We start from the raw sequence: 14595 nt of genomic DNA on the forward strand, positions 1-14595 counted from the left end.
CCTCGCTTCGCTCGGCTGTGGTTGGAGTGACCGGCCGCCGGGAAAGAGTTCGATCGTCGGCAAACAGGTGTACGATCATCATCAAACATAAGTGAGGGGTGGTGAGGTCGTGCGGGCGCTGGAACAGCCTTCGTTGGACGGTCCGGGTGTGATGCGGGTCGTGGACGTCGCGGTGCCGGTGGCGGGGGCGGGGGAGGTCCTCGTGAAAGTCGGTGCCGCGGGGGTGAACTTCGCCGACGTGATGCAGACGCGAGGCACGTACGACGGTGGCCCGAAGCCGCCGTACCTGGCGGGTTTCGAGGCAGCAGGTGAGGTCGTTGCCCTCGGCGAGAACGTGGCGAATGTGGCCCTCGGCGACCATGTCATCGGGACGGGTGCCGGCGCGTTCGCGGAGTACATGGTGATGCCCGCCAACGCCGTCGTACCCGTGCCGAACGGCTGGAGTGACGAGGAAGCCCTCGGCCTGGTTCTGAACTGGGCAACCGCTCTCGCGTCTCTCCGGCCCCTCGGACAGCTGACCGCTGGTGACACCGTGCTGATCCACGCCGCGGCCGGCGGTGTCGGGCAGGCGGCGGTGCGGATCGCGAAGCACTACGGTGCGACGGTCATCGCCACCGCGTCCGCGTCGAAGCATGACGTCGTACGGCGGCTTGGCGCGGATCATGTGATCGACTACCGGGCAGCGGACCTGGTCGTGGAGGTACGCCGGTTGACGGGCGGGCGCGGTGTCGACATCGTGCTCGAATCCGTCGGCGGCGACACGTTCCGGCAGAGCATCGAGGTCGCGCGTCGGGTGACCGGGAAGGTCGTTGTCATCGGGGCCGCGGCCGGTGAGTCGTCGATCAGCAATTGGGAGCTCAACTTCAAGCACCCGGTGCACGTGATCGGCCAGCATCTGACCACCACGATCCAGCACGCACCCGAACTGTTCGCCGAGGTCCTCCACGAGCTCGATGAGCTGATCGAGGCCGGTGTGTACCCACCCGGCCGTCCGACCGTCTACGACCTCGCCGACGGCCCGAAAGCCCTGGCCGAGCTCGAGGCCCGCGCCACCGTCGGCAAGCTCGCCCTCATCGTTCGACCGTCAGGAGATCAGTAGAACTGCCGGATCTTCGGCCACAAGGTGGACCAGGGCTCCGCGGGCGCGCTGCACAGGACCAGGGCGGTGCCGTCCTCGTCGTTCGAGACGATGCTGTCCACGGTGCCGACCTGCTTGCAGTCGCGGAAGTACGACTCGAAGATCGGGGTCCGTTCGATCTCGACGAGGAGCACCGGACCGGTGTTGGTGTCCGGCGGCCGCGACCAGTCCCAGAAGCTCATGTGCGAGGAGTACGGCGCCGGCAGGCCGTGCGCAGGTCCGTAGCGCACAAGCGCTCCGGCCTCGCCGTAGTTGCCGGTGAAGAGAGTCGCTCGCTCCGTAGACGGGATCTGGCCCCACGCACCGGCGACGGACGCGGTGAACGCGGGCCAGCCGATCTGCTCCCCCTGCTCCTTGTTCACCGGGATGACGAAGTCGACGGCTGACGCGGGCAGGACCGGCAGTGTGAAGACGGCAGATGTCACCGCAGTCAGGACGAAACCGACGACAGCCTGGGCTCGATGACGATCCACCCAGCGCAGTGCGGGCTCACAACCGGCTGCCACGAGCACGAGCAGCAGCGGCAATGCGTAGTACGACTTCCCGCCGGTCACGAGCACGACGAGGCACAACACCGGATACGCCAGCGCGACGGAGCGAGCCCAGCGGAGCTGCCGCCAGATCCGCAGGAAGCCGGCCACCCACACCGGGACCAGGAACGGTGACAGTTGCAGGAGTTGGAGCGGAACGAACATGATCCGGTTCTCGGTGCCGTCGTCCTCGCTGATCCCGCTCGCGACCCTGAGCTGCGGCCAGTCGTGCTGGAACTGCCACAGCACGTTCGGCAACGCGATCAGCCCCGCGACCGCCACGCCCGCGACCAGCCACCACGATCGCAGCACCCCGCGCGGTCCCACGATCAGCAGCGAGATGAGCAGCGCGCCGATCGGCAGCACGACGAGGTACTTGTTCTCCAACGCGATCCCGGCCGTCAGCCCGAGCGCGAGCCACCAGCGGCCGTCGCCCGTCCGCAGCAGCTTCACCGCGAACAGACCGATCAGCATCCAGGCAAGCAGGTCGTACGTCGCCGTGGAGACCAGATGCCCGACACCGATCACGAACCCGGACACCGCGGCACAGACAGCCGCGAGGATCTGACCGCGCCGCTCGCTGCCGAACTCCCGCGCGATCAGCGCGACGACGACGATCGTGGCGACAGTACTCAACGTCGACAGCACCCGCAGCCCCATCACGGTGTCGCCGAAGACGGCCGTCGACACGCGCGCGATGAACGGGGTCAGCGGCGGCTGGTCGACGTACCCCCAGCTGAGATGCCGGCCGGCGACCATGAAGTACAGCTCGTCGCGGTGGTAGCCGTAGCGTCCGGACAGCGCAGTGAGTACCGCACCAACGATCAACGCGACGGTCGCGACAGGCCGTACAGCGAACGCAGGCACCGGTGGGCGGGTCATGGCGGCATGGTGCCAGCCGGAGGGGGCCGCGACTAGTTCAACAGGTGGGATTCCTGCTCGCGTTCCAGGAGCAGGACGCGACCGGCGAGTGATTCGTCCTCCACGAAGCGGACGACGGCGTCGGTGACGGCCTCCAGCGGGACCAGCGCCGGGCCGCGCTCATCCGGTGGCAACGCGTCGCGTTCACGCAGTCCGCGTTCAGTGGCTACCCAGTCGGGTACGACGCAGTTCACCCGCACACCGTGACTTGCGTGGAGCGGCGCCAGGGTGGTGGTCCAGCGGATCAGGGCTGCCTTGGCGGCGCTGTACTCCGGCGACACGTGCGGGCCGAAACCCAGCCCGGCCGTCGACCCCACGATCACGACCGCGCCACCGCCCGCCGCTTGCATGCCGGGAAGGGCGAGCTGAGTGGCGAGCATCGGGGCGCGCAGGTTGACCGCAAGGGAGTCGGACCAGCGCTTGACGGAAGCTGCCGGGAAGCATGGCGTCAGCACCGCCCCGCCGCCCGCGTTGTTGACCAGGATCTGCGGCCGACAGCTCATGAGGTCGGCGACCGCGTCGTCGTCGCGAAGGTCGACCTGCACGAACCGCGCCGACTTCCCGATCAGCTCCGCCGTACGCCGGCCGCCGGCGGCGTCGATGTCCGCGACCACGACGGACGCGCCTGCCGCGGCGAGGCGCTGGGCGATCGCGCGGCCGATGCCGACCGCGGCTCCGGTGACTACTGCGACTTTCCCTGCGCTGTCCATGCTCCGCAGGCTGCCAGCCGCCACCGACAGTCCGGGATGATTGGATATGTCAACCGGACCGGCGAGAGGAGGAGCTGTGGCACTGCTGTACGAGCGGATCTGCGCTCACGTGCTGGAGCAGCTCCGCCGGGGTGCGCTGCGGCCGGGGGACCGGGTGCCGTCCGAGATGGAGCTGGCGGCGCAGTTTGCGGTCAGCCGGATCACGTCCAAGCGCGCCCTGGAGGTACTGCGGGAAGCCGGTCTGGTGGAGCGCGTCAGGGGCAAGGGGACGTTCGTCGTACGCCGGCTGCCCGACCTCACCGATCTGACCGTCCCGCTCCGCCCGACGCCGCGCCGCGAGGCCCGGTCGATCGCGCTGATCGTGCCTGATATGTCCGAGGCCTACGGGCTGGACCTGCTCAACGCGATCGAGGAGCGCTGCGCGGAGTACGGCGCCCACCTGGTGGTACGGCGCACGCACGGCCGGCAGACCGATGAGGAGAAGGCTGTCGACTCGCTGGTGGCCACTGTGGACGGTCTGATCGTGTTCCCGGTGCACGGCGACTTCTACAACGCCAGCCTGCTCCGGCAGGTGCTCGACGGGTTCCCGGTGGTTGTGGTGGACCGTCATCTCTCCGGCATCCCTGTGGCCGCGGTGCACACGGACAACGTGGCCGCTGCTCGCGCACTCACCACACGGCTGCTGGATCGGGGACATGAGCACGTTGCCTTCGTCTCGCCGCCGCCGGTGAACACCTCCTCGATCGAGGACCGGCTCGAGGGCTTCCGCGCCGCCTTCGCCGATCAAAAGCACGGTCAGCCCTACGAGCTGACGGACTTGCGCAGCACACTGCCCGGCTCGACGACCACCGAGAGCGTCCGCGCGGACATGGACACCATTCGCGCCTTCCGCGACCAGAGACCCGAGGTGACGGCGTACTTCGCGTGTGAGTACAACCTGGCCCGCATGGTCGACAGGGCGCTGGGCGGTGACCGAGTGGTCGCCTGCTTCGACTCACCGGGGGACTCCATCGGCGGACCGCCGTACCTGCATGTCCGGCAGAACCAGGCAGAGATGGGCCGGCGTGCCGTGGACCTGCTACTCGCGCAGCTGCGCGGTGAGCCCGTGCCGAACCTGTCTCTCGTACCGTTCGAGCTGATTGACGCGCAGACCTGACTTTCGGCAGTACGGCGTGCGCACTGCGACTGTGTAGCGTCTACGTCATGAAGTGGCGCCGCCTGGGGGACGTGGGTCTGTGGGCCGCGCTGAGCTTCCTCGTGCTCGCAGAGAGCGGTGCACGGCACGACCCGTACTGGGTCCGCGCTGCCTGCCTCGCGGTCCTGGCGTTCGCGGTCATCGGGCGACGCAGGTGGCCGCTGGTGGCTCTGGGTGCGGTGGCGTGGACGGAGATCGTCATCGTCGCCTTCGCACTCGGTACGACGAACGGCGTGCAGATCGCCCTGGTACCGGCGATCAGCTTGTTGAGCTACCTGGCCGGCCGACGGGAGACACAGCTCAAGCACTTCGTGCTCCTGTGCAGTTGGTCGCTGCTCGGGATGCTCCTGCTCGCCCTGACGATGCCCAGGGGAGCTCAGGCGACAGAGGCGGTGCTGACCTGGCTCATGTTGCTTCTGCTCGCACTGCTAGTCGTCGTGCTGCCGTGGCTGATGGGGCGCTACCGGGCGCAGCAGGCGTTGCTGGCGACAGCAGGCTGGGAGCGAGCCGAGCGGATCGAGCGCGAGCAGCAGATGGAGATCGACCAGGAGCGCCTGCGCGAGAGGTCTCGAATCGCTGAGGACATGCACGATTCGGTCGGTCACGAGCTCAGCCTGATCGCACTGCGCGCAGCAGCGCTCGAACTCGACCCGTCCCTCCCAGAGGAACACCGACGGGCTGCGGGTGAGCTACGCGAGTCGGCCGCTACTGCGACGGAGCGGCTCGGCGAGATCGTCGGCGTACTGCGTGACCAGGACGCACCGACCGTTCCGCATGACGAAACCGTGCGTGCGTTGGTGGACCGGGCTGCTGCGTCCGGTCTGGCGGTGCAGCTGACCGAGGGCGTTGACGGCGTACTGGCGCCGATGGTGGACCGGGCCGTGCACCGCGTGGTGCAGGAGTCGTTGACGAATGCGAGCAAACACGCACCCGGTGCGTCCGTGACGGTCAGCGTGACGACGCACGAGGACGACGTACAGGTGGAGGTTGTCGACACCGGGACGAGCCAACCAGTGGCTGCGCCGTCAGGTGGGCGTGGCCTCGACGGACTGCGTGAACGCGTCCGGCTCGCTGGCGGCTCTTTCACTGCAGGTCCACGACCAGGTGGTGGTTTCCGGGTCACTGCCACGATGCCGCGGGCCGGCGGCCGACCGGAGCCACCCACTGCCGCGGTTGAGCGAGCGACGGTACGGCGGAGCGCACAGCGTGGCCTGATCACTGCCATTGCCGCGCCGGTACTACTGGGTGCCGTGGTCGGTGCGGTTGCCCTTGGCTACTACCTCGTGGCGGGCTACAGCGCGATCCTGCGACCAGCGCAGTACGACGGACTCACCATCGGCCAGTCCGAAGCGGAGGTGGCGAAGGTGCTGCCGCGAATGCAGATGATCGATGCGCCGGGGGAGGGCTACCAGCCACCGGCCGGCTGGAGCTGCCGGTACTACCGGCCGGCCGCTCCGTTCTCCAGCAACTACGTGTACCGCCTGTGCTTCGCGAACGGCGTTCTGGTCGCCAAGGCCGTCGTACAGAGCGGTTCTGTCCCACCGACCCCGGAAGGCAACGGATGATCAGGGTGATGCTCGCCGACGACGAGGCGATGGTGCGGGCCGGTGTCCGCGCGATCCTCGGCACCGACGACGAGATCGAGGTCGTTGCCGAGGCAGCCGACGGCGTCGAAGCCGTGGAGGCGGTACGGCGGCACCGGCCGGACGTCGCCGTACTGGACATCCGGATGCCGCGGATGGACGGACTGGCCGCCGGCGCAGAGATCCGGCGGACGGTCCCGGAGACGGCGGTCGTCATCCTCACGACGTTCTCGGAGGACGCCTACATCGCCCGGGCGCTCGGCGACGGCGCGAGTGGCTTCCTGTTGAAGTCCGGCGACCCGCGGGAGCTCATCTCGGGCCTGAAGGCAGTAGCCGAAGGCGCCGCCTATCTCTCTCCGAAGGTCGCGCAGCGGGTGATTGCTGAGCTGAGTGCGGGCGCCGGTGGCGGTGCGATGGCACGTGCGGCGGCTGCCAAGGAGCAGGTCGCCGTACTGACTCCCCGGGAGTTGGAGGTGCTTGGACTGGTCGGCGCCGGCCTGTCGAACGCCGAGATCGCGGGGCGGCTGTACCTGGTCGAGGGGACCGTGAAGGCGTACGTCAGTGCCGTACTGCTGCGGCTCGGTGTGAAGAACCGGGTCCAGGCGGCGATCGTCGCCTACGAAGCCGGTCTGGTCACGGGCTGAAGGGCGGATCTGGCCGCTTCGGGTCACCGCGACGGATGGCCCGCGCGAGCCTGGATACTGGTTGCGGAACCGTCACCGGACGCTCCGGGTGGTGACGTGGTAAGGACACCGGGTCATGGGATAGTGGACCCTCCCGGAGACCTCACCTCTCCGGACCACCCAGCAAGCCTCCTGGGGCCACCCGCCCCCTCTCACAGAATCGGGGATCCAGGTCGTGACCGACTCGCACAACTCCGGACAGCACAAGGACCGGGAAGCGGCGGCGGCCGAGGTCCGGAGAATGTGGCAGCCGACCCCCTCCTGGACCCAGCCGGACCCTAACCAGACGCCCGACGCCGAACCGGTCGAGGACACCGAGGAGCAGGCCGACGCCCTGTCGCAGGAGTTCCCTGGCGACTCGTGGTCCGGACCGGCCACCAAGCCCGTCGACCAGCCGGCGCCGTGGACCCAGCCGCAGCCGAGCGCGCCTGCCCCATCCTGGACGCAGCCGGCCGCTGAGCCTGGTGTTGCGTCGTGGAGCCAGCCGGAAGAGAAGGACGACGAGGCCGGTCTCGAGGCCGAGCCGGCAGCCACCGACGAGGCTGCTGCTACCGCTCAGGACGCTGGTCAGAACAGCCCGTTGTTCGGCGGTTCGTCGTTTCACGTTTCCGGGCAGGACCAGGGCACGCCGCCACAGGGGGCCCAGTTCCCGCCTGCTCAGCCTCCGCAGGCCGCTCCGGCGCCCCAGCCGGGACAGGGTGGTCAGCCACTCTCGCCGGCCGCTCAGCACTTCTTCCCGCAGGGCGTCCCGGGGCAGCAGGCGCAGCAGCCCCCGCAGAACCTGTCGTACCGCGCCGACGAGCTGATCCAGGCGCTGCCGCTGCCCCGGGAGGCTCCGGCCGAGCGCGGCATGCGGAGCATGCTGAAGCTGCGTCCAGGGAGCGCCGAGCGTTCCGAGCGGATCGCGCGGGCGACCGCGGCGACGGCCTTCCGCCGTCCGGTGACGATCGTCGTGGCGAACCCGAAGGGCGGCTCGGGCAAGACGCCGACCACCCTGATGCTCGCGGGTGCGCTCGGTCAGGCCCGTGGCGGCGGTGTCGTCGCCTGGGACAACAACGAGCTGCGCGGCAACATGCACCTGCGGACCCACGACACGAACTCCCGGTCGACCGTCACGGACATGCTGCAGGCGATGCCGATGCTGACCCAGCCGGACGCCCGGCTCGGCGACGTCGCGGCGTACCTGCGGCACCAGGTCGCCGGTCAGTACGACGTCCTCACCTCGGCCACCACGACGTACGCGCAGATCGAGGCCAAGGACTTCGACCAGATCCACCGCCTGCTGAGCCGGTTCTACAAGGTGCTCGTGATCGACACCGGGAACAACGAGGGCTCCAGCAACTGGCGCGAGGCGATGAAGGCGGCCGACGCCCTCGTCATCCCGATCAAGTGGAAGAGCCTGTCCTGCGCGGCCGCCGTACAGATGCTCGAGGAGCTCGACAACCAGGGTCCGGAGGCACAGCGGCTGATCCGCCGCGCGGTGATCGCGGTCTCGAACGGCCCCGGCGACGTCAACAAGGAGGTCGAGAAGCAGCTCCGGCCGTACTTCGACTCCCGCGCGGCCGCCGTCATCGACATCCCGACCGACATGCATATCGCGGCGGAAGGTCCGCTGGACCACAACGCCCTGCAGCCCAACACCCGCCGCGCCGCCCTGGAACTCGCGGCCCGGGTCTCGGAGCAGATCACCATCGCGCTCAACACCCCGCGCTGAGCACAAGCAACGAGGCGGTCCGGAAGCTTCCGGACCGCCTCGTCGCTGTTCAGGCGTCGCGTCGTTTGAGGATGCTCGCACCGAAGACCAGTGCGCCGCCTGCCCAGGCGATCAGGATCGCCGCGCTCAGGGTGGGGGAGAGCGGGTCCGTGGCGCCTGTCAGGAAGTTCTGGCCGGCCCCGCCTGGGAGGAGGGCCGCTGTCCACACCAGTGCGCGCAATGACGCCTGGCCCAGCATCAGCGGCACCACCAGAAGCAGCAGGAAGGCAACTGTCAGCGTGCCGGCGGTGCTGCGGACCACCCAGGCGATTCCGGCGCTGAAGAGGCCGGCAGCGGTCGCATAGAAGCCGACAGACAGCAGGTCGACCACGAGGTCGGTGGCGTCCCAGTCAGCCCAGGAACGGGCGGTCAGACCGCCTGCCACCGCAGCGATCGCGGCCATTGCGATCCCGTAGACGAACAGGACCGGTGCGAGCACGGCAGCCTTGGCGAGTACGACGTCCCGCCGCACCGGAGTCCACTGCAAGGTCGATCGGATACTGCCGGTCGCGTACTCCGAGGTGACTGTCAGCAAGGCGAACGCGGCAATCACCACCTGCACGATCAGCATCGCCGAGACGCCGAAGTGCCCGATCGGCTGCTGCTCCGCGACCGCGCCGGGCTCGAGGTGCGTGTTGTCGTAGGCGAGCCCCCAGCCGTACTGCATCCCGAGCAAAATGCTCAGTACGGCGGCACCCACGATGTTGAGCCAGCTGGACCGGACCGACCACAGCTTGGTCCACTCCGACCGAACCGCGTTCGACAGACCGCTCCCGGTCCCCACTGTGAGGATCGCAGTACTCATCGTCGACCCACTTCCACGAGCTCAGCCTCTACCTGACCTTCACGCCTCTTCTTGAGCCGATGCCGGACGACCTCGACGACCAGCGTGACCGCGAGCGCCAGGCCGATGCCCAGCACCACGCCCTTCAGCGGGTTGTCCTCGAACGCCTTCCCGCCGATGTATCCGACCAGGCTGCAGTAGATGCCCCAGCTGACCGCGGCCAGTGCGGCGAACCCGGAGAACTGCCGGAGCGGATAGCGGACCGATCCCATCGTCAGCGTGACCGCGGTACGTCCTCCGGGCACGTACCTGGCGACAACGAGGACCAGCCCGCCGCGCTCGGCCAGAGCCTGCCTGGCCCAGAGCACCGCGGCGTACCGTCTGGTCCCTGGCGTCATCCGGTCGAGCATCCGTCCGCCGGCGCCGCGCCCGAGGGCGTAGGAGATGTGATCGCCCATGAAGGCTCCGACCGCCGCGACGACGATGACGGCGTACAGGTTGGGCTCACCGGCGGCGGCGAACACTCCTGCCGTGACGACCAGAGTCTCCGACGGGATGGCCGGGAAGAAGCCGTCGAGCGCGGCGAATCCCCACAACGCGAGGTAGATCCACCAGGACGACATCAGCTCGTGGGCGAACTGCAGGATCGCGTCGCTCATGACGCCACCGCCACGCCGTACTCGACGCTGTCCGCGGTGAGCTCCATGTAGGCCTCCTCGAGCGACGCGCGCTCCGTCACCAGTTCGTGCAGCCGTACGCCGAGTTCGTAGGCGAGATCGCCGACCCGTTCGGCCGGTACGCCGGTCACCACCAGTCGCTCCTGGACGACGTCGACCCGCTCGGCCTCCGCTGCCAGCCGGTCCCGCAGTACGGCGAACTGGGTCCGGTCGGGGATCCGCACGGCGACGGTCGTCCTGGACGACCCCGCGATCACGTCGCCGACCGCGGCGTCCGCGATCAGGCGGCCGCGACCGATCACGACCAGCTGATCGGCGGTCAGTTGCATCTCGCTCATCAGATGGCTGGAGACGAAGACCGTGCGGCCCTCGGCCGCGAGCGAGCGCATCAGCTCCCGGACCCACCGGACACCGTCCGGGTCGAGGCCGTTCACGGGCTCGTCGAACATCAGCACTTCGGGATCGCCGAGCAGCGCGCCGGCGATGCCGAGCCGCTGGCCCATGCCGAGCGAGAACTGCCCGGCGCGTTTCCCGGTCACGGTGTCCAGGCCGACGATCGACAGCACCTCGTCGACGCGGGTGACCGGGACGCCGTTGCTGCGGGCCGTCGCGACCAGATGGTTCCGGGCGGACCGGCGAGGGTGCAGGGCCTTGGCGTCGAGCAGGGCGCCGACCTTGGTCAGTGGGCGCGGCCAGTCGGCGTACGGGCGTCCGTCGACGAGCGCGGTGCCCGCGGACGGGCTGTCGAGGCCGAGGATCATCCGCATCGTCGTCGACTTTCCGGCGCCGTTCGGCCCGAGGAAGCCGGTCACCCGGCCGGGGGAGATGGTGAGGTCGAGTGAGTCCACGGCGGTCGTCCCGCCGTACCTCTTGGTGAGTCCTTCGAGCGTGATCACGCCGGGGCCCTTTCCTGGTTCTTGTGGTACGTCGAACCTAGAAACGGAGGCACCCCCGGCACATCGGACGAGCGGCTGGTCCCGGCCCCTACTTTCGTCAGGTGTGTCGATACCATCTGTGCGTGACCGGTATTCGGCTGGTCGAGACCTGAGGAGTGCACGTGTCGGAAGTCAAGGTCCACCTGATCGGCGTCGAGGGCGAGGCTGAGCGGAGTGTGACCGAGACGACGACGATCGGGGAGCTGTTCGCCGGGATCTTCGGCCAGGACCGCTCCGCCATCGCCGCCCGGGTCAACGGTGAGCTGCGGGACCTGTCCCGGGTGGTCGCCGACGGCGACGAGATCGAGCCGGTCAAGGCGGCGTCGGAGGACGGCCGGGCGATCATCCGGCACTCGACGGCGCACGTCCTCGCGCAGGCGGTGCAGGACCTGTTCCCGGAGGCCAAGCTCGGCATCGGCCCGCCGGTGGAGAACGGGTTCTACTACGACTTCGACGTACCGACGCCGTTCACGCCGGAGGACCTGACCAAGCTCGAGAAGAAGATGCAGCAGATCATCAAGGAGCGGCAGCGGTTCAGCCGCCGGGTGGTCTCCGACGACGACGCGCGCGACGAGCTCGCGACCGAGCCGTACAAGCTCGAGCTGATCGGCATCAAGGGCTCGGCGGCGGACGCCGCGGAGGGCGCTTCGGTGGAGGTCGGCGGCGGCGAGCTGACAATCTACGACAACGTCCGGCGCGACGACAGCGTGGCCTGGAAGGACCTGTGCCGCGGCCCGCACGTCCCGGCCACGGGGTACCTCGGCAACTTCAAGCTGATGCGTACGGCGGCGGCGTACTGGCGGGGTAGCGAGAAGAACCCGCAGCTGCAGCGGATCTACGGCACCGCGTGGGAGTCGCGCGACGAGCTCAAGGCGTACCTGACGAGGCTCGAGGAGGCCGCCAAGCGCGACCACCGCAAGCTCGGCACCGAGCTCGACCTGTTCAGCTTCCCGGACGAGATCGGCTCCGGTCTCGCGGTGTTCCACCCCAAGGGCGGTGTGCTGCGGAAGGTGATGGAGGACTACTCCCGCCAGCGGCACGTCGAGGACGACTACGAGTTCGTCTACTCACCGCACATCACCAAGGGCCAGCTGTTCGAGACCTCCGGTCACCTGGACTGGTACGCCGACGGCATGTACCCGCCCATGCACCTGGACGAGGAGCGCGGCGCGGACGGGCAGATCCGCAAGCAGGGCCAGGACTACTACCTGAAGCCGATGAACTGCCCGATGCACAACCTGATCTTCGCGGCCCGCGGCCGGTCGTACCGGGAGCTGCCGCTGCGGCTGTTCGAGTTCGGCACGGTCTACCGCCTGGAGAAGTCCGGCGTCGTGCACGGTATGACCCGCGCCCGCGGCTTCACCCAGGACGACGCGCACATCTACTGCACCCGCGAGCAGATGCGCGACGAGCTGCGCAACCTGCTGACGTTCGTGCTCGGCCTGCTCGCCGACTACGGCCTGGACGACTTCTACCTCGAGCTCTCCACCAAGAACCCGGACAAGTTCGTCGGCTCCGACGAGGTCTGGGAGGAGGCCACCGAGACGCTCCGGGAAGTTGCCGAGGGCTCCGGCCTGGAGCTGGTCCCGGACCCGGGCGGCGCCGCGTTCTACGGCCCGAAGATCTCCGTCCAGGCCCGGGACGCGATCGGCCGGACCTGGCAGATGTCGACGATCCAGCTGGACTTCAACCTGCCGGAGAGGTTCGAGCTGGAGTACACCGCGCCGGACGGCTCCCGGCAGCGGCCGGTGATGATCCACCGGGCGCTCTTCGGCTCGATCGAGCGGTTCGTCGCGGTGCTGACCGAGCACTACGCCGGCGTGTTCCCGCCCTGGCTCGCTCCCGTGCAGGTGATCGGCATCCCGATCACCGACGGGCATGTGGACTACCTGTTCGACATCGCCAAACAGCTGAAGGCGCAGGGAATCCGGGTCGAGGTCGACGCGTCCGACGACCGGATGCAGAAGAAGATCCGGAACGCCCAGAAGGCCAAGGTGCCGTACATGCTGATCGCCGGCGACGACGACATGTCGGCCGGATCGGTCTCCTTCCGGTACCGCGACGGAACGCAGAAGAACGGCGTACCGATCGCCGACGCCGTGTCCGAGATCGTCGGCTCCGTAGCGAAGCGCGTGCAGGTATGACGGACACCCCCGACTCGCCGTACACACCTGAGGAACTGGTGGGGCAGGACGGGGTCGGGGTGCCCGATCCGTTCATGCGGCTGTGGACGCCGCACCGGATGGCGTACATCGAGGGCGAGAACAAGCCCACCAGTGACGAGGCCGGTGCGGGCTGCCCGTTCTGCCGGCTGCCGGGGCTGCCGGACGCGGATGCGTTGATCGTGCACCGCGGCGAGGCGGCGTACGCCGTCCTGAACCTGTACCCGTACAACCCGGGCCACCTGATGGTCGTGCCGTACCGGCACGTCGCCGACTACACCGAGCTGAGCGAGGCGGAGGTCGCGGACGTCTCGACCCTGACCCGGCAGGCGATGCAGGCGATCCGCACGGTGTCGGGGGCGCACGGCTTCAACATCGGCATGAACCAGGGCGAGATCGCCGGCGCCGGCATCGCCGCCCACCTGCACCAGCACGTCGTCCCGAGATGGGCCGGCGACACCAACTTCATGCCGGCGATCGCCCACACCAAGGTCCTGCCCCAACTCCTCCCGGACACCCGCGCGCTCCTCGCGAAGTCCTGGCCGTAACGAACGAATCGCCCCACCCGGCGGATCGGGTGGGGCGATTGTCACGGCTCAGTCGCCTGCCAGCCGCTCGCCGCTGAAGAGCTGCCAGTGGAAGTAGACCGGCTCCTTGAACGAGCCCGGCACCTTGCGGATCATCCTGATCGAGGTCGCGGCACCGTTGGCGTGGCCAACCTTGTACAGGTACGCCGAGCCGGTGTCCTTGTCGATGCCGAGCAGCAGTACGCCGTCGTCGCACGCAGCCGCCACCAGCCTCTCGAACCCCTGCCACGTCGAGCCCCGGACCTGCTTCACCACACCCGGGATGATGTGCCCGCCGGCCAACGGCAGCCGGGCCGTGTACAGCTTGCCGGAGGTCAGCGTCATCAGGAACGTGTCGTACGTCGCTGTCTGGCTGATCAGCGTCATCGCCTTCACGCCCCGGTAGCCGGACTGCCATCCGGTGACCTGCCGACTCGCCACACCGTTCTTGTAGGTGACGTTGCGGCGGTAGAGCGTGCCGTCGTTGTGCAGCGAGTACTCGGTCTCGCGTTGCGCGGTCGCGGTGACGTACGTCGACCGGTCGAGACTCCGGTAGACCTGCCAACCGGGGCCGACTCGGGTGAGCTGCCGCTCCGTCACGGGACCCTGGCCGTTCGCCGTCACGTAGGTGCTGTCGTACATCGTCGAACCCATGATGACCGGGCCCACGTGCGCCATACCGCCGACCTCTGCCGCGCCGTACCGGACCGTCGCGCTCAGCCGGACCTGTCCGTCGGGGAAGAGGTTCTTGGCGACGATCCAGTTGTCGACCACGGCACCCTCCTCCGTGATGACCTGCTCCCGGTGATCGCCGCCGGCCGTCACCGATCCGAGATTGAGCCCGCAGCTACGGGCGGTCGCGCTGGGTTGCGCCGACGCCGTTCCGGTCAGGAGACCGGCGCTCAGCACCCCCGCCGCCAGAACTGCGCTGTACTTCGTCCATTTGTTCATTCGTCCC

Annotated in this window: 13 protein-coding genes; 7 read left to right on the plus strand and 6 right to left on the minus strand. The window is 68.8% G+C overall.

Translation table 11 applies throughout. The features are described from left to right. The first annotated feature begins 151 nt into the window (after positions 1–151). Positions 152–1099, plus strand: coding sequence for an NADPH:quinone oxidoreductase family protein (locus EV647_RS32260; RefSeq protein WP_134010366.1), 948 nt, complete (start codon positions 152–154; stop codon positions 1097–1099). On the opposite strand, the gene EV647_RS32265 is transcribed toward EV647_RS32260, so the two are convergent. Both EV647_RS32265 and EV647_RS32270 read right to left on the minus strand, forming a co-directional pair. Continuing rightward, positions 1093–2550 carry a glycosyltransferase family 39 protein gene (locus EV647_RS32265; protein WP_134009704.1) on the minus strand — a complete coding sequence of 486 codons (1458 nt, stop codon included), beginning with the start codon at positions 2548–2550 and terminating at the stop codon, positions 1093–1095. The genes EV647_RS32260 and EV647_RS32265 overlap by 7 nt on opposite strands. A gap of 32 nt (positions 2551–2582) precedes the next feature. Beyond that, the gene (locus tag EV647_RS32270; RefSeq protein WP_134009706.1) at positions 2583–3299 is read right to left on the minus strand and encodes an SDR family NAD(P)-dependent oxidoreductase; all 717 of its coding nucleotides are present in this window, start codon (positions 3297–3299) and stop codon (positions 2583–2585) included. Between the two features lie 76 nt (positions 3300–3375). Between EV647_RS32270 and EV647_RS32275 the strand changes: the two genes are divergently transcribed. From EV647_RS32275 to EV647_RS32290, 4 genes are all read left to right on the plus strand, one after another. Then, positions 3376–4455, plus strand: coding sequence for a GntR family transcriptional regulator (locus EV647_RS32275; protein ID WP_134009708.1), 1080 nt, complete (start codon positions 3376–3378; stop codon positions 4453–4455). A gap of 47 nt (positions 4456–4502) precedes the next feature. Further along, complete coding sequence (locus EV647_RS32280; RefSeq protein ID WP_134009710.1) at positions 4503–6059, plus strand: sensor histidine kinase; 1557 nt, start codon at positions 4503–4505, stop codon at positions 6057–6059. Then, positions 6056–6721, plus strand: a complete 666-nt coding sequence (locus tag EV647_RS32285) for a response regulator transcription factor (protein WP_134009712.1) — start codon at positions 6056–6058, stop codon at positions 6719–6721. The genes EV647_RS32280 and EV647_RS32285 overlap by 4 nt, the downstream gene beginning before the upstream one ends. Positions 6722–6935: 214 nt before the next feature. Next, on the plus strand, positions 6936–8474 hold the full coding sequence (locus tag EV647_RS32290; protein ID WP_134009714.1) for a ParA family protein: 1539 nt from the start codon (positions 6936–6938) through the stop codon (positions 8472–8474). 49 nt (positions 8475–8523) lie between these two features. Here the strand turns inward: EV647_RS32290 and EV647_RS32295 are convergent, their stop codons facing one another. Genes EV647_RS32295 through EV647_RS32305 form a run of 3 tightly spaced genes read right to left on the minus strand, consistent with a single transcriptional unit; the run spans position 8524 to position 10870 of the window. Then, complete coding sequence (locus EV647_RS32295; RefSeq protein WP_134009716.1) at positions 8524–9318, minus strand: ABC transporter permease; 795 nt, start codon at positions 9316–9318, stop codon at positions 8524–8526. Next, positions 9315–9956: a DedA family protein gene (locus EV647_RS32300; RefSeq protein ID WP_134009718.1), complete on the minus strand. Its 642-nt coding sequence runs from the start codon at positions 9954–9956 to the stop codon at positions 9315–9317. Before EV647_RS32300 ends, EV647_RS32295 begins: the two co-directional genes overlap by 4 nt. Further along, on the minus strand, positions 9953–10870 hold the full coding sequence (locus tag EV647_RS32305) for an ATP-binding cassette domain-containing protein (RefSeq protein ID WP_134009720.1): 918 nt from the start codon (positions 10868–10870) through the stop codon (positions 9953–9955). The genes EV647_RS32300 and EV647_RS32305 overlap by 4 nt, the downstream gene beginning before the upstream one ends. A 161-nt stretch (positions 10871–11031) precedes the next feature. Between EV647_RS32305 and thrS the strand changes: the two genes are divergently transcribed. Both thrS and EV647_RS32315 read left to right on the plus strand, forming a co-directional pair. After that, a complete protein-coding gene (thrS, locus tag EV647_RS32310) occupies positions 11032–13053 on the plus strand; it encodes a threonine--tRNA ligase (protein WP_134009722.1) in 2022 nt (673 codons plus the stop codon). Beyond that, positions 13050–13619: an HIT domain-containing protein gene (locus EV647_RS32315; RefSeq protein ID WP_134009724.1), complete on the plus strand. Its 570-nt coding sequence runs from the start codon at positions 13050–13052 to the stop codon at positions 13617–13619. Before thrS ends, EV647_RS32315 begins: the two co-directional genes overlap by 4 nt. A gap of 48 nt (positions 13620–13667) precedes the next feature. On the opposite strand, the gene EV647_RS32320 is transcribed toward EV647_RS32315, so the two are convergent. Continuing rightward, on the minus strand, positions 13668–14588 hold the full coding sequence (locus tag EV647_RS32320) for a hypothetical protein (RefSeq protein ID WP_134009726.1): 921 nt from the start codon (positions 14586–14588) through the stop codon (positions 13668–13670). Positions 14589–14595 lie beyond the last annotated feature (7 nt).

It is taken from the genome of Kribbella sp. VKM Ac-2566 (assembly GCF_004366005.1).
Classification (GTDB): domain Bacteria; phylum Actinomycetota; class Actinomycetes; order Propionibacteriales; family Kribbellaceae; genus Kribbella; species Kribbella pratensis.

Excerpts from the sequence above, each read along its gene's own strand:
- EV647_RS32265 (WP_134009704.1), bottom strand. The coding sequence starts at position 2,550 with ATGACCCGCCCACCGGTGCCTGCGTTCGCTGTACGGCCTGTCGCGACC.
- EV647_RS32260 (WP_134010366.1), top strand. The coding sequence starts at position 152 with ATGCGGGTCGTGGACGTCGCGGTGCCGGTGGCGGGGGCGGGGGAGGTC.
- EV647_RS32295 (WP_134009716.1), bottom strand. The coding sequence starts at position 9,318 with ATGAGTACTGCGATCCTCACAGTGGGGACCGGGAGCGGTCTGTCGAAC.
- EV647_RS32285 (WP_134009712.1), top strand. The coding sequence starts at position 6,056 with ATGATCAGGGTGATGCTCGCCGACGACGAGGCGATGGTGCGGGCCGGT.
- EV647_RS32320 (WP_134009726.1), bottom strand. The coding sequence starts at position 14,588 with ATGAACAAATGGACGAAGTACAGCGCAGTTCTGGCGGCGGGGGTGCTG.
- EV647_RS32300 (WP_134009718.1), bottom strand. The coding sequence starts at position 9,956 with ATGAGCGACGCGATCCTGCAGTTCGCCCACGAGCTGATGTCGTCCTGG.
- EV647_RS32315 (WP_134009724.1), top strand. The coding sequence starts at position 13,050 with ATGACGGACACCCCCGACTCGCCGTACACACCTGAGGAACTGGTGGGG.
- EV647_RS32270 (WP_134009706.1), bottom strand. The coding sequence starts at position 3,299 with ATGGACAGCGCAGGGAAAGTCGCAGTAGTCACCGGAGCCGCGGTCGGC.
- EV647_RS32280 (WP_134009710.1), top strand. The coding sequence starts at position 4,503 with ATGAAGTGGCGCCGCCTGGGGGACGTGGGTCTGTGGGCCGCGCTGAGC.